This is a genomic window from Thauera sp. WB-2, from assembly GCF_027594845.1.
In the GTDB taxonomy this organism is placed as follows: Bacteria; Pseudomonadota; Gammaproteobacteria; order Burkholderiales; family Rhodocyclaceae; genus Thauera; species Thauera mechernichensis.
In genome coordinates, this window is sequence record NZ_CP088935.1 from 1,586,303 (window position 1) to 1,609,877 (window position 23,575).

The window sequence follows — 23,575 nt, forward strand, 5'->3', positions numbered from 1 at the left end:
GCAGAACGTTACCGGCCGTCCGCGGTTTGGTCAAGGCTGCGTCCCTGGTGCGTGTGCCTGTAAATCCGGGTTTTCCGATGGGCGGGGCGCGTCCGACCTCGTCTCAGGGCGGCCGGCACGCTGTCGGCGGGCCGCCTCGGGTCCGTCCTGAGCTCCACCTTTCTGTTTCAGCCTTGCCGTGCCATCGGCCGGGCGCGCTTTGCGGATGACCTCATGACACGTAGGAAGAGCAAGGCTGCCGTTGTCCGCCCTGAACCCGTCCAGGGTGGGGTGGCAGAGGGCTCGGCACGGGCCGGAAGGCCGGTGGTCGAGCTTGCCGGGTTGCGCCGACGGCTGGCGGCAATGCTTTATGAGTCCTTGCTGCTGCTCGGCGTGCTTGCGCTGACTTTCCTGATCCCCTATCTGGTTCTTGGCGTGGTGTTCGAGTTCGCGCCACCGGGCTGGTTTGCCTGGGTACACATCTTCGCCGTACTCGGCGCCTATTTCGTCTGGTACTGGCGCCGTAACGGCCAGACCCTGTCGATGCAGACGTGGCGGCTCAAGCTCGTGCGCGCCGACGATGGCCGTGCGGTGGGCCGTGGGCAGGCCTGGCTGCGCTATGCGCTTGCGTGGCCGTCGCTGATGCTGTTCGGTGGTGGCCTGGTGTGGGCGCTGATCGATCGTGACCGTCAGTTCCTGCATGACCGCCTGGCCGGGACTTGTATCGTGCTCCTGCCGTCTTCGCCCAAAACCTGATGCAGTGATCTTCGGGGCCTCCCCTGGCGCAACCAGTCGGTCCGCTCGACGCTGGTGTCCGGCGCCAGGCAAGCGCCCCGGAACCGACCCCAACGCCAGCCTGCGGACCGCAGTCCTGGCTGCACGGAGAACAATATGCAGAACGAGCAGCCCCAGACCATCCAGCGAGCCGACTACCAGCCGCTTTCGTGGACGGTAGACACCGTTGACCTCCATTTCGCCCTCGATGCCGGTGCGACAGTGGTGACCAACCGCATGCGCTGCGTTCGCAATCCTGATGCCGCGCCGGGGCCGATCCGCCTCTGGGGCGAGGCCATGGAGCGCCTCGAGCTGACCGTCGATGGCGCGCAGCCGGTGGCGTTGCGCGAGACGGGGGCGCTGCTCGAGATCGATGCCGCCGGCGAGTCCGTCATGGTCGAAGTGCGCACGCGAGTCGATCCGCGCGCCAATACAACGCTGTCCGGCCTGTATCTGTCGTCAGGCGGCTTCTTCACCCAGTGCGAGGCCGAGGGCTTTCGCCGCATCACCTGGTTCCCGGACCGGCCGGATGTGATGGCGCGCTACACGGTGACGCTGGAGGCCGACCGCGAGGCCTGCCCGGTGCTGCTGTCGAACGGCAACCTGGTGGGGCAGGGCGAGCTGCCCAACGGGCGTCACTACGCAAAGTGGGAAGACCCCTTTCCAAAGCCGTCCTACCTGTTTGCGCTGGTGGCGGCCAGGCTGGTCGCGCTCGAGCGCAAGGTGCGCACGCTGTCCGGCCGTGAGGTGCTGCTGCAGGTGTGGGTGGAGGAGGGCAACCTCGACCGTTGCGAGCATGCGATGGAGGCGCTGGTGAACTCGATGCGCTGGGACGAGGAGACCTTCGGCCTGGAACTCGATCTCGACCGCTTCATGATCGTGGCCGTGGCCGACTTCAACATGGGGGCGATGGAGAACAAGGGGCTGAACATCTTCAATACCAAGTTCGTCCTCGCCAAACCGGACACCGCCACCGACGTCGATTACGAGAACGTCGAGAGCGTCGTTGCGCACGAGTACTTCCACAACTGGACGGGCAACCGCGTCACCTGCCGCGACTGGTTCCAGCTCACCCTCAAGGAAGGTCTCACCGTCTTCCGCGACCAGCAGTTTTCTGCCGACATGCTGGCGCGCGCTGCCGGGCCGGAGGGCGCGGCCTCGGCGCGCGCGGTCAAGCGCATCGACGACGTGCGTGTGCTGCGCGCGGCGCAGTTCCCCGAGGACGGAGGCCCGATGGCGCATCCGATCCGCCCCGACAGCTACCAGGAGATCAACAACTTCTACACCGCCACCGTGTACGAAAAGGGTGCCGAGGTCATCCGCATGCTGCACACCCTGCTCGGGCAGGAAGGTTTTCGCAATGGCATGGATCTCTACTTCAGCTATTTCGACGGCCAGGCGGTGACCTGCGACGACTTCGTGGAGGTGATGTCCGAGGCCAACAACGGCTTCGATCTCGATCAGTTCATGCGCTGGTACAGCCAGGCCGGCACACCGCGGGTGAAGGCAAGCGGGACATGGAACGCGGCCGATGGCTGCTACGCCCTGACTCTGTCGCAGCACACCCCGGCGACGCCTGGCCAGCCTGACAAGCTGCCGCTGGTGATCCCGGTCGCGGTCGGGTTGATCGGTCCGGACGGCCGTGACCTGCCGCTGCGACTCGAAGGCGAGACCCAGGCGGGCGCCACGACGCGGGTGCTCAAGCTGACCGAGGAAGTGCAAGTGTTCCGCTTCATCGGCCTCGCCGCCGAGCCGGTACCCTCGCTGTTGCGCGGCTTCTCGGCGCCGGTCATCCTCGAGCTCGATGAGGACGACGCCCGCCTGGCCTTCCGCATGGCGCACGATGCCGACCCCTTCAACCGCTGGGATGCCGCCCAGCGTTATGCCGAGCGCGTCGTCCTGGCGATGGCAGGCGGCGCCCGTGCCGGCCTGCCGCAGGCCTTCGTCAATGCCTTCCGGGCGCTGCTTGCCGATACGCGCCTCGATCCGGCCTTCCGCGCCCAGGCGCTCGCCCTGCCGGCCGAGCCCTATCTGCTCGAGCGCATGTCCCCGGCTGATCCGGGGGCGCTGCGCACGGCGCTGATCGCCGTGATGGGAGCACTTGGCCGCGAGCTCGCCGGCGACTGGCTGAGAGTGGTCGATGGCATGCAGGTGAGCGGCCCTTATCGTTACCACCCCGGTGACGCTGGCAAGCGTGCGCTGGTCAACCTGGCCTTGCGCTACCTGTGCGCGGGTGGGCAGGCGAGTGGCCTGGCGCTCGCCGAGGCGCGCTTCGCGGCGGCGACCAACATGACCGAGCGCTTTGGCGCGCTCGCGGCGCTGGTGCAGAGCAGCAACCCGGCACGCGGCGCAGCGCTGCTTGCCTTCCATGCGCGCTATCGCAATGACGCGCTGGTGCTCGACAAGTGGTTCGCACTGCAGGCCGGCGCATGGCGTTGGGAAGAGGGCGGGGAGCCGGCGCTGGACCGGGTCAGGGTACTGCTGAGCGATCCTGCGTTCAGTCTCGCCAATCCGAACAAGGTCTATGCCCTGCTCGGCACCTATTTCCGTGCAAACCCAGGTGAATTCCACCTCGCCGACGGTAGCGGTTATGCCTTCTGGGCCGACCAGGTGATCGCGCTCGATGCGCGCAATCCGCAGGTCGCCGCGCGAATGGCGCGTGCGCTCGAGAACTGGCGCCATTATGTGCCTGCGCTGCAGGCGCGTATCCGGCCTCAGCTCGAGCGTGTGCTTGCAAGCCCGGGGCTGTCGCCTGACGTGGCGGAGATCGTCGGCAAGGCGCTGCAGCAATAGGCCTGCTTGCAACACCAGGGTGCAAAGCAAGACGCCGGACGGTGTCCGGCGTCTTGCTGGTTGCGTTCAGCGGGGTATCAAACCCGCTCGAGCGCTCTCACTCGGCGGCGAGGTCGCCGGCGATGTAGCTCTCGAGATGCTTGATCGTCTCTTTCTGGTGACTGACGATGGACTTGACCATGTCGCCGATCGTCACGATGCCGAGCACCTTGCCTTCCTCGACCACGGGGAGGTGACGGAAGCGGCGTTCGGTCATGATCGACATCACCTCGTCCACCTGGTGACTGAGCGAGACGGTGTGCGGGTTTGCCGTCATCAGGTCGCCCACCTTCACGTCGCGCGACATCAGGCCCTTGAGCACGACCTTGCGGGCGTAGTCACGCTCGGTGAAGATTCCGACCAGGCGATCGTTGTCGATGACCAGCACCGAGCCAACGTCGAATTGCGCCATCAGGGAGAGGGCATCGAAGACCGAATCGGTGGGCCGCACCGCATGAAAGGTTGCGCCCTTTTGTTCCAGGATCTGTCTTACGCTCGTCGCCATCTTTTCAATCCCCCATCCTTGTTTATGTGCAGGCCGCAGATACGCGGTGTTCTTGTACCCCGTTTTTAACCATAACTGGGCATGGACGCAAGGCCGGAGGAACCCTGACGGGCGTCAGATCTCCAGGTTGTCGATCAGCCGTGTCTTGCCCAGGCGCGCGGCTGCGAGGACGACGAGTGCATCGTCCAGGTGCACCGGCGGTTGCAGGTCGGCACGCCGGCGCACCGCGATGTAGTCCGGTTGCCAGCCAGCGGCCTCGAGTTCTGCCATGGCCTCGGTCTCGAGCTTGAGCAGGTCATGGTCGCCGCTGCGCACCGCGTCGCGGATGCGGCACAGCAGGCGGTGGAGCAGGGGCGCGCGGCGGCGTTCTTCGGCGCTCAGGTAGCCATTGCGCGAGGACAGCGCAAGGCCGTCGTCGGCGCGCACCGTGTCTCCCGGCAACACCTCGACCGGCATCGCCATCTCGCGCACCATGTTGCTCAACACCATCAGTTGCTGGTAGTCCTTCTTGCCGAACAGGGCGACGTCGGGCTGCACGATGTTGAGCAGCTTCATCACCACGGTCGCCACGCCACGGAAATGGCCCGGGCGGAATTCGCCCTCCAGGATGGAGACCTGTGCCGGCGCGGGTTCCACATGGTAGCGCTGCGGCTGCGGGTACATGACCTGCTCGTCGGGCGCAAACAGGTGCGCCACGCCGGCCGCTTCGAGCTTCTCGCAGTCGGCGGCAAAGGTGCGCGGGTAGTGGTCGAAGTCCTCGCCGGCGCCGAACTGCAGGCGGTTGACGAAGATGCTCGCAATCACACAGTCGGCGTGCGCGCGGGCCTGTCGCATCAGCGCAATATGGCCCTCGTGCAGGTTGCCCATGGTCGGCACGAAGGCCACTCGGCCTGCCTGCGCGCGCGCGCTGCGCAGGCTCTCGATGGTGTGGTGGATCTGCATTGCGTCCTGGTCTTGCGTAGGGTGTGCTGGAAAGGGGGGCGAGGTCGGCGAACGGGCCGTTCAGTAGCAGTGTTCGGCGGCCGGGAAGCTGCCGTCCTTGACGGCGGCGGCGTAGCGCGCCACGGCGTCCTCGATGCTGGTCGCGCCGTCCATGAAGTTGCGCACAAAGCGTGCGGTCTTGCCGTGGAATACGCCGAGCATGTCGTGCAGCACCAGCACCTGGCCATCGCAGCCTGCCCCCGCGCCGATGCCGATGGTGGCCATACTGCTCAGACTGCGCGTGATCGTGCTGGCAAGCTCGGCGGGCACCATCTCCATCACCATCAGCGCCGCGCCGGCCTGCTCGAGGGCGAGGGCGTCGGCCTTGAGCCGCGCCGCTCCTTCCTCGCTGCGACCCTGTACGCGATAGCCGCCAAGCTGATGTACTGCCTGCGGGGTGAGGCCGATGTGGGCGCAGACGGGTACGCCGCGCTCGACCAGGAAGCGGATCGTGTCGGCCATGAACTCGCCACCCTCGAGTTTCACCATCTGGGCACCGGCCGCCATCAGGCGTGCGGCGTTGCGCATGGCCTGCTCGCGGTTCTCGTGATAGCTGCCGAAGGGCATGTCTGTGACGATGAACGGGCGGGCATTGGCACGCGCCACGCACTCGGTGTGGTAGGCCATCTGCTCGAGTGTGACCGGCAGCGTGGATTTCTGGCCTTGCAGCACGTTGCCGAGCGAGTCGCCGATGAGGATGCTGTCGACGCCGGCGCGGCCGAGCAGAGCGGCAAAGCTTGCGTCATAACAGGTGAGCATGGCGATCTTGCGGCCTTCGGCGCGCATCTTGCCAAGTTCGAACAGACTGACGGGTTTCTGGTCCTGGAGGTAGCTCATGGGTCACTCCTGAAGGGAGCCCGGAGTTTTCACCAAAGTGGTGCATTGCACAAGTGTGACGCTGCGCCGGCTGGGTGTCCGGTGGCGAATCCGGGCCCGGGCAAGGGGCTCAGCCCGCGTAGCCGAAGAACTCGCGATAGCCCCGCATCTCGCGCAGGCGTTCGAGCAGGAGCTCGAAATCCTCATCCTTGTCGACCGGGTTGAGGACGCCAGCGTCGACGATGAACAGCGGTGCTGCGTCGTACTGGTAGAAGTAGCGCGTGTAGCGGTTGGCGACCTGCTCAAGGTAGAGCTCGGTGATGCGACGCTCGGCGTCCAGTCCGCGCTTGCGGACGCGCTCCATCAGGGTGTCCGGGCGCGCCTGCAGATAGATCACGAGGTCGGGCCGGGGCGGTTCGACCCGCTGCACGCTGTCGTGCACGCGCTGGTAGAGCGCGAGTTCGTCCGCCCCCAGGTTCTGCTCTGCAAACAGGCGGTCCTTGTCGAGCAGGAAGTCCGACACCACGCGGCGGTCGCCGTCGACCGGGCCGAGTGCGGCGAGCTGGTCCAGGCGCTGGAACAGGAAGGACACCTGCGTCGCCAGTGCCCAGCGCTCCGCGTTCTGGTAGAAGCGCCCGAGGAAGGGGTTGTGTTCGGCCTGCTCGAGCAGGGTCTCGGCCTGAAGGCGTTCGGCCAGACGACGGGCGAGAGAGGTCTTGCCGGCGCCGATAGGGCCTTCGACGACGATGTAGCGGGCTTTGTCGAGCATGCGGGGCGCCTTCGTCAGCTGCGAAAGATGAAATAGACGGCACCGAGCATACACAGCGCCGCCCATAGATAGTCAAGCTTGAGCGGCTGTTTCATGTACAGCACGACGAAGGGGATGAACACGAGCAGCGTGATCACCTCCTGCATGATCTTGAGCTGCGCGAGGCTCAAGGTGGTTGCACCGATCCTGTTTGCCGGCACCTGCAGCAGGTACTCGAACAGTGCGATGCCCCAGCTCACGAGAGCGGCCACGTACCACGCCTTGCTCTGCATGTTCTTGAGGTGTCCGTACCAGGCGAAGGTCATGAACACGTTGGAGGCGGTGAGCAGCAGGGCGGTCTGCAACCATACCGGGCTAGCGGTTGCGGCCGATGTAGCGGACTGGAGCCAGACAGGCATGGGAACCTCGGAAGGCGCAGTGGTGCGTCGGTATTTCTTGGGCGGGGTGGGGGGCGTGCTGCTGCGGTGGCGGCGGCTGTTCAGTGGCGACTGATGGCCTGGTCGGCAACGCCCGCGAGCAGGTCGCTGACGGCGCCGCGGCGCGGAATGTGCAAGCCCGGCGCAATCTCGGCGAGCGGCACGAGCGTGAACGCGCGCAGATGCATGCGCGGATGCGGGACTTGCAGGTCGGGTTCGTCGATGATTGCCTCGCCATGCAGCAGCAGGTCGAGATCCATCGTTCGCGGTGCCATGTGAAAATCGCGCGTGCGTCCGCCCTCGCGCTCGATCATCAGCAAGGCCTCGAGCAGGACGCGTGCGTCGAGGCTGGTGGACAGTTCGATGACCGCGTTGATGTAGTCGGGCTGGCCTACCACCCCGACCGGTGCGCTGCGGTACAGCGCGGAGCGGGCCAGGACCCGCGTTGATGGCAACGCGTCCAGGCGCTGTAGGGCAAGTGCAAAAGCGGCGACAGGGTCGCCGAGGTTTGCGCCGAAGGCGACGAACGCGCGTACCGGGGGGCTCATGAGGCGTTCAGGCGCCTTCCGGCGCCGTGCCGGCCTCGCCGCCCCCTGCGGGCTTGCGCCGACGGCGGCGCTTCTTCTTCGCCGGACTGGTTTCGGCAGGCGCCTGGCGCAGCAATGCCTCACGCTCGTCATGACCGGCATGGGCGAAGTCGTTCCACCAGTCGACGATCTCCATCGGGATCTCACCCGCCTGCGCGCGCAGGCGCAGGAAGTCCCATCCGGCGCGGTAGCGCGGCTGCTCGATGAGGCGGTAGGGCGTCTTGCCGCTGCGCTTGTCGAAGCGCGGCTGCAGCGCCCAGATGTCCTTGATGTCGCCCGCGATGCGGCGCGTGATCGCCAGCTTGCCGGCTTGAGCGTCGAGGACTTCGTCCATGGCCTCGAACAGTGCAGGTTGGCCGGCCTCGCCTGCCACCTTCCTGCGCTCCCAGGCGGCGAGGACCTCATGCCAGAGCAGGGTGGCGAACAGGAAGCCGGGCGACACCGACTTGTCCTGGCGGACGCGCTCGTCGGTGTTCTGCAGCGACAGCCAAACGAAGCGTTCGCCCATAGGCTGCTCGAGGATGACGTCGAGCAGGGGCAGCAGGCCGTGGTGCAGGCCTTCTTCGCGCAACTGCTGGAGGCATTTGACGGCGTGGCCCGAGAACAGCAGCTTGAGCATTTCGTCGAAGAGCCGCGCCGCCGGGACGTTCTCGAGCAGCACACCCATCTCGCGGATGGGGTGGCGCGCGGCAGGGTCGATCGTCAGACCGAGCTTGGCGGCCAGGCGCACGGCGCGCAGCATGCGAACCGGGTCTTCGCGGTAGCGTGTGCGCGGGTCGCCGATCATGCGCAGGGTGCGCTGTTCGATGTCGGCAACGCCGTGGTGGTAGTCGATGATGGTCTCGGTGCCCGGGTCGTAGTACAGGGCGTTGACCGTGAAGTCGCGGCGGGTGGCGTCTTCTTCCTGGTTGCCGAAGACGTTGTCGCGCAGCACGCGGCCGTGTTCGTCGGTTTCGGCCGATTCGGCGTCCTGGCTGGCGCGAAAGGTGGAGACCTCGATGGTCTCCGGCCCACTCATCACATGCACGATCTTGAAGCGGCGGCCGATGATGCGCGAACGCCGGAAAGCCGCGCGCACCTGTTCGGGGGTGGCGCTGGTGGCGACATCGAAATCCTTCGGCGGTTGGCCGATGAGCAGGTCGCGTACCGCGCCGCCGACGACGAAGGCCGTGTAGCCTTGCTCCTGCAGCGTCATGCACACCTTGCGCGCGGCAGGCGACAGCTGCTCGCGCCGGATGCCGTGGCGTTCGAGCGGGATGCGGGCGGGTTGGTGGCGGACGGTGGGCGCCGGGCGCTTGAAGACCTTGCGCAGCAGCTTGCGGATCATTGGGGAAGGCGTCGTACTTGCATAAGCCGGCAATGATAACCGATCGCCCCGTTGCGGCGGTGCGCCTTCCCCCGCCCGCGCATTCAGCGCAGCGAGATCACTGGCCAGCCCTGCGCGGTGGCATGGGCGCGCAAGGTGTCATCCGGATCGACCGCGACCGGGTTGGACACGCGGCCCATCAGCGGCAGGTCGTTGTGCGAGTCGCTGTAGAACCAGCTGTGCTCGAAGCTGCCCATGTGCAGGCCGAGCGATTCCAGCCAGGCTTCGACACGTTCGATCTTGCCGGCCTTGAAGGCCGGCGTGCCGCGGGGCCTGCCGGTGAAGGCGCCGCCTTCCTGGGCGGGGATCGTCGCTACCAGGTGCGGGATGCCGAACTCGCGCACGATCGGTCCGGTGACGAAGGCATTGGTTGCGGTCACTACCGCAACCAGAGCGCCATCGTCCATGTGCTGGCGGGCCAGCGTTCGTGCCTTGGCTGTGATCATCGGGCGTATCACGACGTCCATGAACTCGCGATGCCAGGTGTCGAGCTGGGCGCGCGGGTGGCGCGCCAGCGGTGCGAGCTGGAAGTCGAGGAAGGCAAAGATGTCCAGCGTGCCGGCCTTGTAATGCTCATAGAACTCGATGTTCTTCGCTTCCTGGACTTCGCGGTCGAGGACGCCCTTGCCGATCAGGAACTGGGCCCAGGCAAAATCCGAGTCGCCGGCAAGCAGGGTGTTGTCGAGGTCGAAGAGGGCGAGGTTCAAGGCGGTGCTCCGTTGGCTGGTAGGTCGTATTGGTGAGGGGCTGAGTGCGTGAGAGGGCTCAGATCTCGAGCCCGTGCTGCATCATCTCGCGCAGCAGGGGCAGGGTGATCGGACGCTTGCGTTCGAGCGAGGCGGCGTCGAGCGCATCGAGCACGGTGCGCAGGCTGGCGAGGTCGCGGCGGCCATGGCGCAGCAGGAAGTCGATCACTTCGTCCGACAGACGCAGGCCGCGCCGCTCGGCGAGCGTGCCGAGGATGCCAGCGCGCGAATCGTCGTCGAGCGGCTGTACCTCGTAGATCAGGCACTGGCCGATGCGGGTGCGCAGGTCCTCGCGCAAGTTCAGGCCGAGCGGGGCTGACGGACCGGCGAGCAGCAGCGACTGGCCGTTGCCGCGGGCACGGTTGAAGGCGTTGAAGAGCGCGATCTGGGCCTCGGCGCCCAATTGGTCTACATCGTCCACCGCCACCATGGCGTCGGGCGTTTCGGGCAGGTTGTCGTCGATGTCGGCAGCGGTGAACAGGTGAGCGGGGCGGCCGCTTTCGCGCGCGAGGGCCGCCGCTGCGCGCAGCAGGTGACTGCGTCCGCTGCCGGGCGCGCCCCAGAGGTAGACATGGCGCACCGGCAGCTGCCGCGCCGTACCCAGGCTGGCGAGCAGCGATACGGTTGCGACCAGCTCGGCATTGGTGCCGGCGACGAAATTCTCCAGGGTCGGTGGCGTGTCAGGGCGGATGTCGAGGACGAGCTGTTTCATTTTTCGCCCTCGTCAGCGGTAGGTGGCGTAGCACCGTCGCGGCCCAGGTAAACCGGGCTGGCGTACCAGGCACCTCGTATCTCGCGCAGACCCACCAGCAATGCTGCACTCACTGGCAGCGCCACCAGCACGCCGACAAAGCCGAACAGCTGGCCGAACGCCATGAGCGCAAAGATGACCGCCAGCGGGTGCAGGCCGATGCGCTCGCCGACCAGGTAGGGGGTGAGCAGGAAGCTCTCGAGCAGCTGGCCGAGGCTGTACACCACGGCAACCCCGAGCAGCGGTGTGATGCCCTCGCCCTGCAGTAGCGCGGCCATGATCGCCAGCAACAGGCCGCCACCGAAACCGACGAAGGGGATGAACACCAGCAGGCCGGTAAGCACGCCCACCGGCAGGGCGAACTTGAGTCCGGCCAGCCACAGCCCGACGCTGTAGAAGACCGCGAGCAGCAGCATCACCGAGAGCTGGCCGCGCAGGAACTCGGACATCACCGAATCGATGTCGCCGATGATGCGCAGCGTGCGCTCGAGCATCGGCCGCGGCACGATGCGCTGCAGTTCGGCAAGGATGCGCGGCCACTCCTGCAGCAGATAGAACATTACCAGCGGAATCAGGAACAGGTTGGCGACGAAGGCGATCACCGCCATGCCCCCGGTCTTGAGGTGCCCGAGCATGATCGGCAGCAGGTCCTGCGCACTGTCCCAGTGGTCGGTCAGGAGCTTGCGGAACTGCTCGGCATCGAGCTTGATCTCTGCGCCCAGCCGGGCCTGCAGCAGGGGGGCGACCTCGGCATTGAAGAGCTCGATCAGCTCGGGCAGGCGGCGCACCAGCAGTACGCCTTCGCGATACACCATTGGCAGCAGGATCAAGGCCAGGGCCACCAGTACCAGGCCGAGGCCGATGATCACCAGCAGTACGGCGAGCGCGCGTGGCACCCGGCGCGCGACCATCCAATTGACGGCCGGGTCGCAGATGTAGGCGAACACCGCGGCAATCACGAAGGGCGTCAGGATCGGGCCGAGCAGCCAGAACAGGCCGACCAGTGCGATACCGGTCGCCATCCAGACGCGGGTTTGCAGGCGATCGGCGCGGGCAGTGTTCATTTCAAGTAAAATCGCGGACTTGGCGCGGGCGTCAGCCGCCCGCGGAACCCGTAAATGTAGCCACTTGGCGTGGCGGCCTCAAGTTGAGTGCGCCGCCGGGTGGCCCCGCCCTGCATTTCTTGCGAGCCCAGAGGACCGACCTTGAGCGCACCCACCTCTCCCAATCAAGCCTCCCTTTCCTACCGCGACGCCGGTGTGGACATCGAAGCCGGCGACGCCCTGGTCGACCGCATCAAGCCTTTCGCCAAGCGCACCATGCGTCCCGAGGTGCTGGGCGGCATCGGCGGTTTCGGCGCACTGTTCGAACTGTCGAAGAAGTACAAGGAGCCGGTGCTGGTGTCGGGCACCGACGGCGTCGGCACCAAGCTCAAGCTCGCCTTCCAACTCGACAAGCATGACACCGTTGGCCAGGATCTGGTGGCAATGAGCGTCAACGACATCCTGGTGCAGGGTGCCGAGCCGCTGTTCTTCCTCGACTACTTCGCCTGCGGCAAGCTCGACGTAGACACTGCCGCCGACGTGGTCAAGGGCATCGCCCAGGGCTGCGAGCTGGCCGGTTGCGCGCTGATTGGCGGCGAGACCGCCGAGATGCCGGGCATGTACCCGGCCGGCGAGTACGACCTCGCCGGCTTTGCCGTTGGCGCGGTGGAGAAGGCCGACATCATCGACGGCAGCAGGATCGTACCGGGCGACGTGGTACTCGGCCTGGCCTCGAGCGGCGCGCACTCCAATGGCTACTCGCTGATCCGCAAGATCATCGACGTCGCCCAGCCCGACCTCGACGCCGACTTCCACGGCCGCAAGCTGCGCGACGTGGTGATGGAGCCGACCCGCATCTACGTCAAGCCGCTACTGGCGCTGATGCAGGCGCAACCCGGTGTGGTGAAGGGCATGGCCCACATCACCGGCGGTGGCATCACCGAGAACGTGCCGCGCATCCTGCGCGACGAGCTCACCGCCCGCATCGACGCCGCGAGCTGGACGCTGCCGCCGCTGTTCCAGTGGCTGCAGAAGGAAGGCAACGTCGACATGCAGGAGATGTACCGCGTGTTCAACTGCGGCATCGGCATGGCGGTCGTCGTTGCAGCGGCGGATGCGGATGCGGCCGAGGCTGCGCTCAAGGCGGCGGGCGAGGCGGTGTACCGGATCGGCCGCATCGATGCGCGCAAGGCTGGAGAGGCGCAGACCATCGTCGGCTGAGGTCGACAGCGGCGGCGGGGCCGGGGCATGGCACCCCGGCGGGCGCCGTGTGCCGGGCAGGATGCCTGAGGAGGCTCGACCGTGATCTACCGCGTGGCGGCCGACGGCGTGCTGGTACTGCACCTCTGCTTCATCCTGTTCGTCGTGTTGGGCGGGCTGTTTGCGCTGCGCTGGAGGTGGGCGCCGCTTCTGCATCTGCCGGCCGTGGCCTGGGGCGTGTTCATCGAGCTGAGCGGGGGTATCTGCCCGCTCACGCCGCTGGAAAATCTCTTGCGCGCGAAGGCCGGTCAAGCGGGCTACACGGCCGGCTTCATCGAGCACTACCTGCTGGCGCTGATCTACCCGCCCGGGTTGACGCCGCAGATCCAAGTTGTGCTCGCAGGCGTCGTGATCGTTGCCAATGTGCTCATCTATGCCGTCGTGCTGCGGCGACGGCATTGATCCGGTCGGCCAGGTGCAGCGTCGGCCGCCCGCAGCAGATAGATGCATATCCGCCTTCAACCCCTCGCGGCTTGCGCCGCTCCTACGGCGGGAACAAACGCTGCGGCGCTCTCCTGTAGGAGCGGCGCCAGCCGCGAGCTTTTTTGAGCGGTCATCCGGCGTGGTCGCCTTCAACCCCTCGCGGCTTGCGCCGCTCCTACCGGGGGGCGGGGCGTTCAGATGCTTACTCTCCGGTTCGAATCGCTGACATCGATCACCGTTTGCGCGCCCGCCCCCAGGGCGAGGTCGTCGCCACGCTCGTCACGCGGTATGGCTGGATAGACGAGCAGGATGTTCGTCTCCGGAAAGATGCCGGCCAGACGCCCGGGCAGCAAGCGCATCGCCGGGCGCCAGGCGAGACCGCCGACGCGCGCGCCATAAAGGACGAGGGCGTCTCCCGGGCCCTTTTTGTCGCTGATGACGCGGATCAGATTCGACCACTTCGCCAGCCCCAGCGTGCGTACCTCGCACTGTGGTGCAATGCCCTTGACGCGTTTGCTGACCTCGGCCTCCTGTTTGGTTTCGGTGAGGATCACGAGCGTGCCGTCGAGCTGTCTGGCAAGGCGCTTGACCAGACGCACGGCGAGCGGAAAGCCGGGTTCGTGGCGGGCGTCGGGTGGAATGGCGAAAAGCAGCCGGCTGCAGGTGTTCAGGGGTGTCCTGGGGCGGCTTACGATCAGGTTGTATTCGCGCTCGGTCAACATGTTCTCGACCAGCGAGCCGAAGAACAGCTCGGGTGCCGTGGTGCGTTCGCTCCAGCCGACGATGACGTCGGTTCCACTTAGCTCGCGCCGCGCCTTGAGGATGCCCGATGCAAGGTTCAGGTCGATGCGGGTGGTCGGCTGCGAGCCCACGTCGGCAGCGGAAAGGTAGCTCGTTGCGCGTGACAGGACACGTTCTGCCGCTACGACCTTTTCGTTCGCGTCCTCCCTGTCCTCGATGACCGTCAACGGGAATATGGGCTGCTGCTGGTCCGGTTCGCGCAGCATCATCGCCAGGTCGAGCAAGGCCTTGTGTGGCGCACGACTGGACAGGCTGACGAGGATGCGTTGCTTCGAGCCGATCACCGCGTTGTCGTTGCTTGCACTCTGGCGGGCGATCTTGCGGCCGTGGTGATCGACCTGCAGGGGGGCGACGATGCAGGTCACCAGCATCATCATGATCGCGCCGTTGACCACCGCATCGTCGAAAAGGCCCAGATCGTAGCCGACGATGGTTGCCGCCAGCGTAGCCGCGGCCTGAGCGACGCTCAGACCGAATACAAGGCCGGCCTGCTCGCGGCTGTAGCCGAGCAACACGCGAGTGGCGGCGGCGGCAAGCCACTTGGTCACCAGCACGGAGGTGAGCATGGCGAGCATGATCGACAGTGAGCGCACGTCTGCGACAAGCACGCTGACATCGAGCAGCATGCCGACCGAAAGCAGGAAGAAGGGGATGAAGATCGCTTCTCCGGTGAATTGGATCCGGTTCATGAGTGCGCTGTTGTGCGGGATCAGCCGGTTCAGCGCAAGGCCGGCGAGAAAGGCGCCGACAATCGGTTCCGAACCGGCAAGGTGCGCCATGCCGGCGCAGCCGAACACCGTCGACAGCACGAAGACGAACTCCGACACCCCGTTGCGTCCGACATTGCGGAAGAACCAGCGTGCGAGCTTGGGCAGGCCGAACAGCACGATCACGCCATAGAGCACGAGGCTTCCGACCAGCGTGTGCCAGAAGTAGTCCCCAGTGTCGCCACGTGTCGACGCGGCGATCACGGCGAGTACGAGCAGGGCGAGGGTGTCGGTGATGATCGTGCCGCCGATGGCAGTGGTGACGGCTTGATTGTGTGCGATGCCGAGCTGTCGGGTGACCGGGTACGCCAGCAGTGTGTGCGATGCGAACAGGCTTGCGAGCAGAATCGCTGCAGGCAGGCTGAAGCCGAGGACGTAGTACCCCACCAGCGTGCCCACACCTTGCGGAATGGCGAAGGTGAGCAGGCCGAAGACGAGGCTGTGCATGCGGTAGCGCTTGAGCACGACGAGGTCGATCTCGAGCGCGGCGGAAAACATGATGTACAGCAAGCCGACGGTGCCGAACAGCACGAACGACTGGTCGCGGGCGAGTACGCCGAGGGCATTGGGGCCGAGTATGGCACCCGCCAGCAGCAGACCGATCGTGCCAGGCAGGCGCCAGCGCCCCATCACGATGGGGGCAAGCAGGATCAGCAACGCGACGAGTGCGAACACCAGGACGGGGTCCGTAATCGGGAGATAGTCGTTCATTTTGCGCCGCACCATCCGGGAGCGAAGGCTGCATCATAGCGCCGCTGCGGCGCTCGCACGCAAGCCTGGTGTCGCGTGGGAGGGCGGCGCGCAAAGAAGGCAATCGCCCTGCACGTTGCGGTGTCGTCGGTTAGACTCGGCAGCGGATCTGCAGCGAGAGGGCGGGATGCTGAGCGTATCGGGCGATGTCATCGAAGTGGTGCGGGGTGCGTGCGACCTGCCGAGCGCGGAGGATGCCGCATCACGCCCCGGGGAGGCGCTACCTCGATGAGATGGGTCTGGATGAGCGGTCTGCTTGCGCTGGTCCTGTCTGCCGCCATCACGGTTTACCTCTGGCCGCTCAGCCCGGGTGTCCTGGCACTGCAGTTCGCCTGGTCGCCGCGCACGTTCGGCGAGATCGTTCACCTTTGGCCGCCCGAGGATCTTGAACGTTACCGCCGCCATCTCGTCGTCGATCATGTCTTGCTGCTGTCCTACGCGGCGTTCGGTTGGCTGCTCGCCACGCGTACCCATGTGTTCGAGCCCTTGGGGCGGGCTGGGAGGGCGTTTGCGCGCATGTGCCTGCCGCTGGCGGCTGCCTTCGATGCGGCGGAGAATGCCTTTCATGCCTGGCTCACGGAGGTGCCGCGATTCGATACGCCGCTGACCTACCTGTTGTCGACCGCATGTTCGTCCCTGAAGTGGGCGCTGCTGTTCGTGTTTGCGGCGCTGCTCCTGTGGGCGTGCGCCCGCGGCGAGGACTGAGGCGGGGATTGCTGCTACGCTGTCCGCCAGTCCAGCCCTCAACATCAGGGAGTATCAGACCATGAACATCCGGACCTTGCTCATGAGTGGTGCCGCAGTGCTTGCGACCGCGGTGTCGGTCGTCGTGCTCAGCGCTGCGCCGTCGGCCGCCGAAAGCCGGGCGCAGGGCCTGCCCAGCCTGGAGCCGCTCGACTGCGTGTGCTCGCGCGGTGTCGATCTCGGCGCCGCGGGCGCTGCCGTGTCCACCTTGCGTAACTGCCAGTGCGGTGCGATGCAGTGCGTTGTACATGTACAGTCGGGCCACCTGCAATGTCGATGAGGTCTGCCTCATGAAGCCGCGCGTCACGGTGATCACCCTCGGGGTGGATGAGCTCGAGCGTGCGCTGCGCTTTTACCGCGATGGCCTGGGCTGGCCGACCAAGGGGATCGTCGGCACCGAGTTCGAGCATGGCGCCGTAGTCTTTTTCGACCTCCAGCCGGGCTTGAAGCTGGCGCTCTTTGAGCGCGCGAGCCTGGCCCACGATGCGGGCGTGACAGTCGGCGCGAGGAGTTCCACCGAGTGCCTGCTCAGCCACAACGTGGCCAGTCGCGATGCGGTCGATGCCGTGGTGGCGCAGGCGAAGGCGGCCGGTGCGCCCATTCCGCAACCCGCGCGCGACACATTCTGGGGGGGCTACGCCGCTTACTTCCAGGACCCCGATGGTCACCTCTGGGAAGTGGCGTGGAACCCGAAGTGGCCGCTTCCCGAGGATTGAATACTTTGTGTTGCGGCACCGCGAGGCCCTTGCGCGCCGGGAAACCAATGGCGCACAGGCCGGTCCGTCTTCTGGGCTGGTGCCATGATGGCGCCGGGCGCCGTTGGCGGCGTAGCATCCCCGCCCGCCTGCGCTTTGCAATGGAAACCATAGAGGCATCATGTCTTCACGTCGTACTCCCGTCCTGGCACTGAGCCTCGCTGGCCTTGCCGTCGTGGCTGCGCTCGCCTGGTATGTCAACCGCGAGCAGTCGGGGGGGCTGAAGGCCGATCGTCCGGGCCTCGCGGCGACCGTGACTGCAACGGGCGCCGCCGCGCCTGTGCGGGTCGAGGCGCAGACGGTACGGGCGCTGGCCCTCGCAGACGATGTAGCGGCGGTGGGCTCGCTGGTGTCGAACGAGTCGGTCGTGCTGCGCCCCGAAGTGTCGGGAAGGATCGCAGCGATCCGCTTTCGCGACGGACAGGCAGTGGAGCGTGGCGAGGTGCTGGTCGAGCTCGATGCCGCGGTGCAGCGCGCCGAACTACAACAGGCGCGCGCCAACCTGACCCTTGCTGAGTCCAATTTCGGTCGGACCCAGGATCTGTTTGCACGTAAGTTCGTCAGTCAGAGCAGCCTCGACACCGCGCGTGCTCAACTTGAGGTGGCACGCGCGGGTGTGGCGCTGGCGCAGGCGCGGCTCGAGCGCATGCAGATCCGTGCGCCCTTCGACGCCGTAGTGGGCATTCGCAGCGTGAGCCCGGGCGATTTCGTGAAGGACGGCGATGCGCTGATCAACCTCGAGGATATCGCGACGCTCAAGGTGGATTTCCGCCTTCCCGAGCAGTATCTGGACCGTGTGCGTCGTGGCCAGGTGGTCGAGGTATCGAGCGACGTGCTGCCGGGCGAGCGTTTCAATGCTGTCGTGGATGCAGTCGATCCGCTCGTGGACGCCCAGGGGCGGGCAGTGCGGCTACGTGCGAACCTGGACAACCCGGACGGCCGTCTGCGCCCCGGGGTTTTCGCGCGTGTGCGCGTGATCCTCGCCGAGCGTAGTGGCGTGCTGGTGGTGCCGGAGGCGGCGTTGGTGCCGGCGCCGGGCAATGTGCAGTACGTCTATCAGGTCGTCGATGACACAGTGCGCAGGGTGGATGTCCGTACCGGGGTGCGCCGCAATGCTGTCGTCGAGATCACCGAGGGCTTGTCCGCAGGTGCGGTCGTGGTGACGGCCGGCCAACTGAAGCTGCGCGACGGTGCGCAGGTGACGCTCGCGGATGCGCCCAGCGGCGTGGCGCTGGCGGCGGACTGAGGCAGGCAGCGTGCGCATCTCAGACATCTGCATTCGCCGTCCGGTGTTCGCCACCGTGCTTTCCTTGCTCGTGCTGCTGGTCGGGATGATGTCGTACTCGCGGCTTACCGTGCGCGAGTACCCCAATATCGATGAGCCGGTGGTGACGGTCGATACCCGTTACCGCGGTGCGAGCGCAGAGATCGTCGAGTCCCAGGTCACCAAGCCGCTTGAAGATTCGCTCGCCGGTATCGAGGGCGTGGATGTGCTGTCCTCGATCAGCCGTCAGGAGCGCAGCCAGATCACGGTACGCTTCCGCGTCGAGCGCGATGCCGACAGCGCAGCGGCCGACGTGCGCGACCGCGTTTCGCGCGTACGCCAGCGCCTGCCCGACGATATCGATGAGCCGGTGATCGCCAAGGTCGAGGCTGACGCCAGCCCGATCATATGGGTTGCGTTCTCGTCAGACCGCCATTCGCCGCTGGAGATGAGCGACTTTGCCAGCCGCATCATCAAGCCGCGCCTGCAGACCCTGCCTGGCGCAGCGGATGCGCGCGTGTTCGGAGAGCGCCGCTATGCGATGAGGATCTGGCTCGACCGCGACCGCATGGCGGCTTTCGGGCTCACCGTGCAGGATGTGGAAGACGCCATCCGGCGCCAGAATGTGGAGCTGCCCGCCGGACGCATCGAGAGTCGCGAGCGCGAGTTCGCGGTGGTGGCGCAGACCGACCTGGTCGAGCCGGCGCAGTTCGAGGCGGTAGTGCTGCGCCAGGCCGGCACCCCCGACGCCTACCCGGTGCGTATCCGCGACGTCGGCCGTGTCGAGGTGGCGCCCGAGAACGAACGCACTTCGGTACGCTTCATGGGCCGGCCGGCGATCTCTATCGGCCTCATCAAGCAGGCCACTGCGAATCCGCTCGACCTCAAGCGCGGCCTTGACGAGATGCTGCCACGCCTGCAGGCGGAGCTGCCGGAAGGCATGTCGATGACGATTGCCAACGACACTACGGTGTTCATCGAGCGCTCGATCGATGCGGTGTTCGCCACGATCTGGGAGGCGGTGCTGCTGGTGGCCGGCGTGTGCCTGTTCTTCCTGCGCAGCTGGCGTGCGATGCTGGTGCCGCTGGTAACGATCCCGGTGTCGCTGGTCGGCGCCTTCACGCTGATGTATGCCCTGGGCTTCTCGATCAACACCTTGACCCTGCTGGCGCTGGTTCTGGCGATCGGGCTGGTGGTGGACGATGCGATCGTGGTGCTGGAGAACATCTATCGCCATATCGAAGAAGGCATGGCGCCGCTGGCGGCAGCCTTCCAGGGTGCCAGGGAGATCGGTTTCGCGATCGTGGCTATGACGATCACCCTGGCCGCGGTTTATGCGCCGGTGGCCTTCATGACCGGGCGCACGGGGAAGTTGTTTACCGAGTTCGCACTCACTCTGGCGGGGGCGGTGCTGGTGTCGGGCTTTGTCGCGCTCACCCTGTCGCCGATGATGTGCGCGAAGCTGCTGCGCCACGAGCGCACGCATGGACCGGTGTACAACGCCATCGAACGTTTCCTGAGCGGGCTGACTCATGGCTATCGTCGCGTGTTGTCGGCCTCGCTGGAGCTGCGCTGGCTGGTGATGCTGGTGTTTGCCGTGGTTGCCGGGAGCTCGGTGTGGCTGATGGGGCAGCTCAAGACCGAGCTCGCTCCGCTCGAGGATCGAGGGCGCGTGGTCGGCTTGTTCAACGGTCCGGAAGGCGCGACGCTGGACTACATGGCGCGCTACGCACGCGAGCTCGAGGAGATCTACGCCAGCATCCCGGAGGTAGACCGCTACCTCGTGATCACCGGCAACCCGACGGTGTCGCAGGGTATCTCCTTTGTCGGGTTCGCCGACTGGAGCGCGCGCGCGCGCAGATCATCCGAGATCGCCTCCGAGTTGCAGCCGCGCATGCGTGCCGTGACCGGGGTCAATGCCTTTCCCAGCCTGCCGGCGTCATTCGGTCAGGGGGCACGTTCGCGGCCGGTGAGCTTCGTGGTGTCGACCTCGGACAGCTACGAGGAGCTTGCCGCCGTCGCCGAGGCTTTTCTCGATGCGATGCGCGACAACCCTGGCCTGGTGTCGCCCGACACCGACCTCAAGCTCACCATGCCCGAGCTGGCGGTGGAGGTCGATCGCGACCGCGCTGCAGACCTCGGGGTGGCCGTCGATGTCATCGGCCGTACGCTGGAGACCATGCTCGGCGGCCGCCAGGTCACGCGCTACAAGCAGGACGCCGAGCAGTACGAAGTGATCGTCCAGGTGGCGGCGGACGATCGCCGTGACCCGCGTGACATCCGCGACATCTATGTGCGGGCGCGCAACGGCGACATGGTGCCGCTGGCGAGCGTCGTTAAGGTGAGCGAGCGCGTCGCGCCGCGCGAACTCAACCACTTCGGCCAGCGCCGCTCGGTGACGATTTCGGCCAACCTGGCGCCCGATTACACGCTGGGCGAGGCCTTGAAGTGGATGGAGGCGACCGCAGAGCGCCTCCTGCCGCCGGGCTACGGTACCGACTACGACGGCCAGTCGCGCGAGTTCAAGTCGAGCTCGGCTAGCCTGGCGCTGGTGTTCGTGCTCGCGCTGGCTTTCATCTACCTGGTGCTGGCGGCGCAGTTCGAGAGCTTTCGCGATCCCTTCATCATCATGCTCACCGTGCCGCTGTCGATGACCGGGGCGCTTGGTGCGCTGTGGCTGACTGGCGGCACCCTCAATGTATACAGCCAGATCGGCCTGGTCACCCTGGTCGGCCTCATCACCAAGCATGGCATCCTGATCGTGGAGTTCTCCAACCAGCTGCGCGAGCAGGGTCAAGCCCTGCGCGAGGCCGTGGTCGAAGCCGCGGTGCTGCGACTGCGCCCGATCCTGATGACGACTGGGGCGATGGTGCTGGGGGCGGTGCCCCTGGCGCTGGCGACCGGTGCCGGTGCCGAGAGCCGCCAGCAGATCGGCTGGGTGATTGTCGGCGGGCTGCTGATCGGTACCTTCTTCACGCTGTTCGTGGTGCCGACCGTCTACACGCTGCTGGCGCGTCGTGAGCGTGAGGCGCTGCCAGACGGGGCATCGGCACAGATCCAGACCTGAACAAGCGATCGGGCCCGCACCCCGCCCGTGGCGTGAGTGCGGGCCCCGTTGACCGTGTGTGCCGTTGTCAGCCTGCGGTCTCGACCTTCTTCAGGTGCGCATAGATCTGATCCTTGATCAGCAGCTTTTCCTTCTTCATCACTTCGACTTCTTCGTGAGTGCCGAGCTCGATGTTCGCCTCGACGTTCTTGATCTTGTGATCCAGTTCGTTGTGGCGCTCGAAGAGCTGGGTGAAGTGACGGTCGGTGTTCTTGAGACGGGTGATCAGTTCGCGGTATTCGGGAAACATAGGCTCTCCTGCATTTCAGGCTTGGGAAAAGTCGCGATCTGTTAGCTGCAGTCTACTCCTCTCCCTGTGCCTCCGCGAGTGTCTGCCCGTGACCTGCAAGCCCCCGCGGCTGGCGCCCAAGCGGAAAATCGCACGGCATGCAGCCCTGCTGTAGGAGCGACGCAAGTCGCGAGCTTTTTCTGGGGCAATGTTCCCGCGGCGTCGTCTTCAACCCCTCGCGGCTGGCGCCGCGCCTACTGCAGCCGACCTGTACCCGGCCCCGCTGAGCTGTGGGGCGCGGCGCGGGCGTTCAACCGAACAGGTAGGGGAAGAGTCTGTGGCGCTCCTCGGCGCTGAGCGCCTTCATGCGCTTGACGTTGCGCTCAGGGATGGCATCCACGTCGGGGTAGTGGGCGATGATCTTCTCCAGGCTCTCTTCGCGGATGATGTGGAGCAGCGGCCACGGCGAGCGGTTGGTGAGGTTGCCCGGGTCATCGCTGTCGGTGTCGGCGAATTGGTACTGGGGATGGAAGCTTGCGACCTGCAGTTCGCCTTCCCAGCCGAAGTGCTCGACCCAGAGGTCTACGGCATCGAGGAAATCATTGTAGTCGGCGAAGTCCTCGAGCATGTCGGGGATGGCGAGCAGCGTGGTCTCGAGCTGTTCCGCCGGGGTGTCCGACAGGCGCTCGAGTTCGGCCTGCAGGTCGTTGAGCAGCGCTTCCTCGTCGTGCGCATGGCTGACGGCGATGCGCACGCGCCCCTCGCGCCGTGGTTTGGCGGCGAAGGGACAGAGCTCGAGGCCGATGACGACTTCGTCGAGCCACTGCTCGACGTCGCTGATGATCTGTTCGTCCATGGGTTTCCGTTGCTTGGGGTAAGAAATGGGCTGGTGGGAGTGGGGCGGCGGGGTACTTGCGCTCAGCTGTCGAGCAGGCGGAATGCCGCCGCGCGCACGGCCTCGGTGAGGTCCGGGCGCAGGCAGTCGAGCTCGATCAGGTCCGGCCATGTTTCGCGGAACTGTCTTTGCCAGGTGAGCTGGCGCTTGGCGAGCTGGCGGGTGGCAGCGATGCCCTTGAAGCGCAGTTCATCGTAGCCGAGGTCACCGTCAAGATACTCCCAGACCTGGCGATAGCCGACGCAGCGCATCGACGGCATGGCCGGGTCGAGCCGATAGTCGTGGCGCAGCTGGCGGACCTCGTCGATGAAACCGGCATGCAGCATGGCGTCGAAGCGCTGCTCGATGCGAGTGTGGAGCACCTCGCGAGCCGAGGGTGCAAGTGCGATGGGCAGCAGTCTGCAGGGCAGGGTGCTGTCTTCCTTGCGCTCATAACTCTCGGCCAGGGGCCGGCCAGTCAGGCGCACGATCTCCAGGGCACGCTGGATGCGTTGGGCGTCACCGGGCTCCAGGCGGGCCGCGGCCTCGGGGTCAAGGCGGGCGAGTTCGGCGTGCATGGCTGGCCAGCCACGCGCAGCCGCTTCGTCGTCAATGGCGCGGCGCAGGGTCGCGTCTGCCGCCGGCAAATCCGACAGGCCGTCGCGCAGGGCCTTGAAGTACAGCATGGTGCCTCCTGCGAGCAATGGAACATGCCCGCGCGCCGTGATCTCTGACATCAGGCGCAGCGTGTCGGCGCGAAAGCGGGCCGCGGAATAGCTTTCTTCCGGGGAGATGATGTCGATCAGGTGATGCGGGCAGGAGGCCTGCTCTTCGGCACTGGGTTTGGCCGTGCCGATGTCCATGTCGCGATACACCAGGGCCGAGTCGACACTGATGATCTCGACCGGGAGCCGTTGCGCAAGCGCGAGCGCACAGGCCGTCTTGCCGCTGGCCGTCGGCCCGAGGAGGAGGAGGGCGGGTGGGCGCGGCAATCCCTCAGCTGCACATGCGGTGAGGGAGGAGGGGGCGGTGTCCGC

The 23,575-nt window shown here is 66.3% G+C and carries 23 protein-coding genes; 9 read left to right on the forward strand and 14 right to left on the reverse strand.

What is annotated here, in order from left to right:
* Window positions 1–213: 213 nt before the first annotated feature.
* Both LQF09_RS07215 and pepN read left to right on the forward strand, forming a co-directional pair.
* Window positions 214–735: an RDD family protein gene (locus LQF09_RS07215; RefSeq protein WP_232433184.1), complete on the forward strand. Its 522-nt coding sequence runs from the start codon at window positions 214–216 to the stop codon at window positions 733–735.
* Between the two features lie 135 nt (window positions 736–870).
* Entirely contained in the window at window positions 871–3,546 is a 2,676-nt protein-coding gene (gene pepN, locus LQF09_RS07220; protein WP_270069573.1) for an aminopeptidase N, read from the forward strand.
* Between the two features lie 97 nt (window positions 3,547–3,643).
* On the opposite strand, the gene LQF09_RS07225 is transcribed toward pepN, so the two are convergent.
* The 10 genes from LQF09_RS07225 to LQF09_RS07270 all read right to left on the reverse strand — a co-directional run bounded on the left by LQF09_RS07225 (window position 3,644) and on the right by LQF09_RS07270 (window position 11,586).
* Complete coding sequence (locus LQF09_RS07225) at window positions 3,644–4,090, reverse strand: CBS domain-containing protein (RefSeq protein ID WP_002923644.1); 447 nt, start codon at window positions 4,088–4,090, stop codon at window positions 3,644–3,646.
* A gap of 114 nt (window positions 4,091–4,204) precedes the next feature.
* Window positions 4,205–5,032: a pantoate--beta-alanine ligase gene (gene panC / locus LQF09_RS07230; RefSeq protein ID WP_002923645.1), complete on the reverse strand. Its 828-nt coding sequence runs from the start codon at window positions 5,030–5,032 to the stop codon at window positions 4,205–4,207.
* A gap of 60 nt (window positions 5,033–5,092) precedes the next feature.
* On the reverse strand, window positions 5,093–5,908 hold the full coding sequence (gene panB / locus LQF09_RS07235; protein WP_002923649.1) for a 3-methyl-2-oxobutanoate hydroxymethyltransferase: 816 nt from the start codon (window positions 5,906–5,908) through the stop codon (window positions 5,093–5,095).
* Window positions 5,909–6,017: 109 nt separating this feature from the next.
* Complete coding sequence (locus LQF09_RS07240) at window positions 6,018–6,656, reverse strand: deoxynucleoside kinase (RefSeq protein WP_002923651.1); 639 nt, start codon at window positions 6,654–6,656, stop codon at window positions 6,018–6,020.
* A gap of 14 nt (window positions 6,657–6,670) precedes the next feature.
* Window positions 6,671–7,054, reverse strand: coding sequence for a DMT family protein (locus LQF09_RS07245; RefSeq protein WP_037983894.1), 384 nt, complete (start codon window positions 7,052–7,054; stop codon window positions 6,671–6,673).
* 80 nt (window positions 7,055–7,134) lie between these two features.
* Entirely contained in the window at window positions 7,135–7,620 is a 486-nt protein-coding gene (folK, locus tag LQF09_RS07250; protein ID WP_270069574.1) for a 2-amino-4-hydroxy-6-hydroxymethyldihydropteridine diphosphokinase, read from the reverse strand.
* A 7-nt stretch (window positions 7,621–7,627) separates the two neighbouring features.
* Entirely contained in the window at window positions 7,628–8,986 is a 1,359-nt protein-coding gene (gene pcnB / locus LQF09_RS07255) for a polynucleotide adenylyltransferase PcnB (RefSeq protein WP_002935853.1), read from the reverse strand.
* A gap of 83 nt (window positions 8,987–9,069) precedes the next feature.
* On the reverse strand, window positions 9,070–9,732 hold the full coding sequence (locus tag LQF09_RS07260; RefSeq protein WP_270069575.1) for an HAD family hydrolase: 663 nt from the start codon (window positions 9,730–9,732) through the stop codon (window positions 9,070–9,072).
* A 58-nt stretch (window positions 9,733–9,790) separates the two neighbouring features.
* A complete protein-coding gene (gene hda, locus LQF09_RS07265) occupies window positions 9,791–10,483 on the reverse strand; it encodes a DnaA regulatory inactivator Hda (RefSeq protein WP_002923662.1) in 693 nt (230 codons plus the stop codon).
* Window positions 10,480–11,586 carry an AI-2E family transporter gene (locus tag LQF09_RS07270; RefSeq protein WP_002923664.1) on the reverse strand — a complete coding sequence of 369 codons (1,107 nt, stop codon included), beginning with the start codon at window positions 11,584–11,586 and terminating at the stop codon, window positions 10,480–10,482. Before LQF09_RS07270 ends, hda begins: the two co-directional genes overlap by 4 nt.
* A gap of 141 nt (window positions 11,587–11,727) precedes the next feature.
* On the opposite strand from LQF09_RS07270, the gene purM reads away from it, so the two are divergent.
* Together purM and LQF09_RS07280 are read left to right on the forward strand one after the other, a co-directional pair.
* Complete coding sequence (purM, locus tag LQF09_RS07275) at window positions 11,728–12,786, forward strand: phosphoribosylformylglycinamidine cyclo-ligase (protein WP_002923667.1); 1,059 nt, start codon at window positions 11,728–11,730, stop codon at window positions 12,784–12,786.
* Window positions 12,787–12,867: 81 nt separating this feature from the next.
* Window positions 12,868–13,227: a DUF2784 domain-containing protein gene (locus tag LQF09_RS07280; protein WP_002923670.1), complete on the forward strand. Its 360-nt coding sequence runs from the start codon at window positions 12,868–12,870 to the stop codon at window positions 13,225–13,227.
* Between the two features lie 215 nt (window positions 13,228–13,442).
* Here LQF09_RS07280 and LQF09_RS07285 read toward each other — a convergent pair whose 3' ends face one another.
* Window positions 13,443–15,527 carry a cation:proton antiporter gene (locus LQF09_RS07285; protein WP_232433185.1) on the reverse strand — a complete coding sequence of 695 codons (2,085 nt, stop codon included), beginning with the start codon at window positions 15,525–15,527 and terminating at the stop codon, window positions 13,443–13,445.
* 267 nt (window positions 15,528–15,794) lie between these two features.
* Here LQF09_RS07285 and LQF09_RS07290 point away from each other — a divergent pair, with 267 nt between their 5' ends.
* From LQF09_RS07290 to LQF09_RS07310, 5 genes are all read left to right on the forward strand, one after another.
* Window positions 15,795–16,271 carry a hypothetical protein gene (locus LQF09_RS07290; protein ID WP_232433186.1) on the forward strand — a complete coding sequence of 159 codons (477 nt, stop codon included), beginning with the start codon at window positions 15,795–15,797 and terminating at the stop codon, window positions 16,269–16,271.
* Between the two features lie 61 nt (window positions 16,272–16,332).
* On the forward strand, window positions 16,333–16,590 hold the full coding sequence (locus LQF09_RS07295) for a hypothetical protein (protein WP_002923679.1): 258 nt from the start codon (window positions 16,333–16,335) through the stop codon (window positions 16,588–16,590).
* A gap of 10 nt (window positions 16,591–16,600) precedes the next feature.
* Window positions 16,601–17,026 carry a VOC family protein gene (locus tag LQF09_RS07300; RefSeq protein ID WP_002923681.1) on the forward strand — a complete coding sequence of 142 codons (426 nt, stop codon included), beginning with the start codon at window positions 16,601–16,603 and terminating at the stop codon, window positions 17,024–17,026.
* 160 nt (window positions 17,027–17,186) lie between these two features.
* Window positions 17,187–18,311: an efflux RND transporter periplasmic adaptor subunit gene (locus tag LQF09_RS07305; protein WP_002923684.1), complete on the forward strand. Its 1,125-nt coding sequence runs from the start codon at window positions 17,187–17,189 to the stop codon at window positions 18,309–18,311.
* A 10-nt stretch (window positions 18,312–18,321) separates the two neighbouring features.
* The gene (locus tag LQF09_RS07310; RefSeq protein ID WP_270069576.1) at window positions 18,322–21,396 is read left to right on the forward strand and encodes an efflux RND transporter permease subunit; all 3,075 of its coding nucleotides are present in this window, start codon (window positions 18,322–18,324) and stop codon (window positions 21,394–21,396) included.
* Window positions 21,397–21,463: 67 nt separating this feature from the next.
* Here LQF09_RS07310 and LQF09_RS07315 read toward each other — a convergent pair whose 3' ends face one another.
* From LQF09_RS07315 to miaA, 3 genes are all read right to left on the reverse strand, one after another.
* Window positions 21,464–21,685: a YdcH family protein gene (locus LQF09_RS07315; RefSeq protein ID WP_002923690.1), complete on the reverse strand. Its 222-nt coding sequence runs from the start codon at window positions 21,683–21,685 to the stop codon at window positions 21,464–21,466.
* Window positions 21,686–21,974: 289 nt separating this feature from the next.
* The gene (locus LQF09_RS07320) at window positions 21,975–22,520 is read right to left on the reverse strand and encodes a DUF1415 domain-containing protein (protein WP_270069577.1); all 546 of its coding nucleotides are present in this window, start codon (window positions 22,518–22,520) and stop codon (window positions 21,975–21,977) included.
* A gap of 62 nt (window positions 22,521–22,582) precedes the next feature.
* Window positions 22,583–23,530: a tRNA (adenosine(37)-N6)-dimethylallyltransferase MiaA gene (miaA, locus tag LQF09_RS07325; RefSeq protein WP_002923700.1), complete on the reverse strand. Its 948-nt coding sequence runs from the start codon at window positions 23,528–23,530 to the stop codon at window positions 22,583–22,585.
* Between the last annotated feature and the right edge of the window lie 45 nt (window positions 23,531–23,575).

What these genes read in the sequence shown, in the direction of transcription:
- LQF09_RS07320 (WP_270069577.1), bottom strand. Translation starts at nt 22,520, where the DNA reads ATGGACGAACAGATCATCAGCGACGTCGAGCAGTGGCTCGACGAAGTC.
- LQF09_RS07290 (WP_232433186.1), top strand. Translation starts at nt 15,795, where the DNA reads ATGAGATGGGTCTGGATGAGCGGTCTGCTTGCGCTGGTCCTGTCTGCC.
- LQF09_RS07295 (WP_002923679.1), top strand. Translation starts at nt 16,333, where the DNA reads ATGAACATCCGGACCTTGCTCATGAGTGGTGCCGCAGTGCTTGCGACC.
- LQF09_RS07315 (WP_002923690.1), bottom strand. Translation starts at nt 21,685, where the DNA reads ATGTTTCCCGAATACCGCGAACTGATCACCCGTCTCAAGAACACCGAC.
- LQF09_RS07225 (WP_002923644.1), bottom strand. Translation starts at nt 4,090, where the DNA reads ATGGCGACGAGCGTAAGACAGATCCTGGAACAAAAGGGCGCAACCTTT.
- LQF09_RS07245 (WP_037983894.1), bottom strand. Translation starts at nt 7,054, where the DNA reads ATGCCTGTCTGGCTCCAGTCCGCTACATCGGCCGCAACCGCTAGCCCG.
- LQF09_RS07215 (WP_232433184.1), top strand. Translation starts at nt 214, where the DNA reads ATGACACGTAGGAAGAGCAAGGCTGCCGTTGTCCGCCCTGAACCCGTC.
- folK (WP_270069574.1), bottom strand. Translation starts at nt 7,620, where the DNA reads ATGAGCCCCCCGGTACGCGCGTTCGTCGCCTTCGGCGCAAACCTCGGC.
- LQF09_RS07240 (WP_002923651.1), bottom strand. Translation starts at nt 6,656, where the DNA reads ATGCTCGACAAAGCCCGCTACATCGTCGTCGAAGGCCCTATCGGCGCC.
- LQF09_RS07285 (WP_232433185.1), bottom strand. Translation starts at nt 15,527, where the DNA reads ATGAACGACTATCTCCCGATTACGGACCCCGTCCTGGTGTTCGCACTC.
- panB (WP_002923649.1), bottom strand. Translation starts at nt 5,908, where the DNA reads ATGAGCTACCTCCAGGACCAGAAACCCGTCAGTCTGTTCGAACTTGGC.
- pepN (WP_270069573.1), top strand. Translation starts at nt 871, where the DNA reads ATGCAGAACGAGCAGCCCCAGACCATCCAGCGAGCCGACTACCAGCCG.
- LQF09_RS07300 (WP_002923681.1), top strand. Translation starts at nt 16,601, where the DNA reads ATGAAGCCGCGCGTCACGGTGATCACCCTCGGGGTGGATGAGCTCGAG.
- LQF09_RS07270 (WP_002923664.1), bottom strand. Translation starts at nt 11,586, where the DNA reads ATGAACACTGCCCGCGCCGATCGCCTGCAAACCCGCGTCTGGATGGCG.
- hda (WP_002923662.1), bottom strand. Translation starts at nt 10,483, where the DNA reads ATGAAACAGCTCGTCCTCGACATCCGCCCTGACACGCCACCGACCCTG.
- pcnB (WP_002935853.1), bottom strand. Translation starts at nt 8,986, where the DNA reads ATGATCCGCAAGCTGCTGCGCAAGGTCTTCAAGCGCCCGGCGCCCACC.
- LQF09_RS07305 (WP_002923684.1), top strand. Translation starts at nt 17,187, where the DNA reads ATGTCTTCACGTCGTACTCCCGTCCTGGCACTGAGCCTCGCTGGCCTT.
- panC (WP_002923645.1), bottom strand. Translation starts at nt 5,032, where the DNA reads ATGCAGATCCACCACACCATCGAGAGCCTGCGCAGCGCGCGCGCGCAG.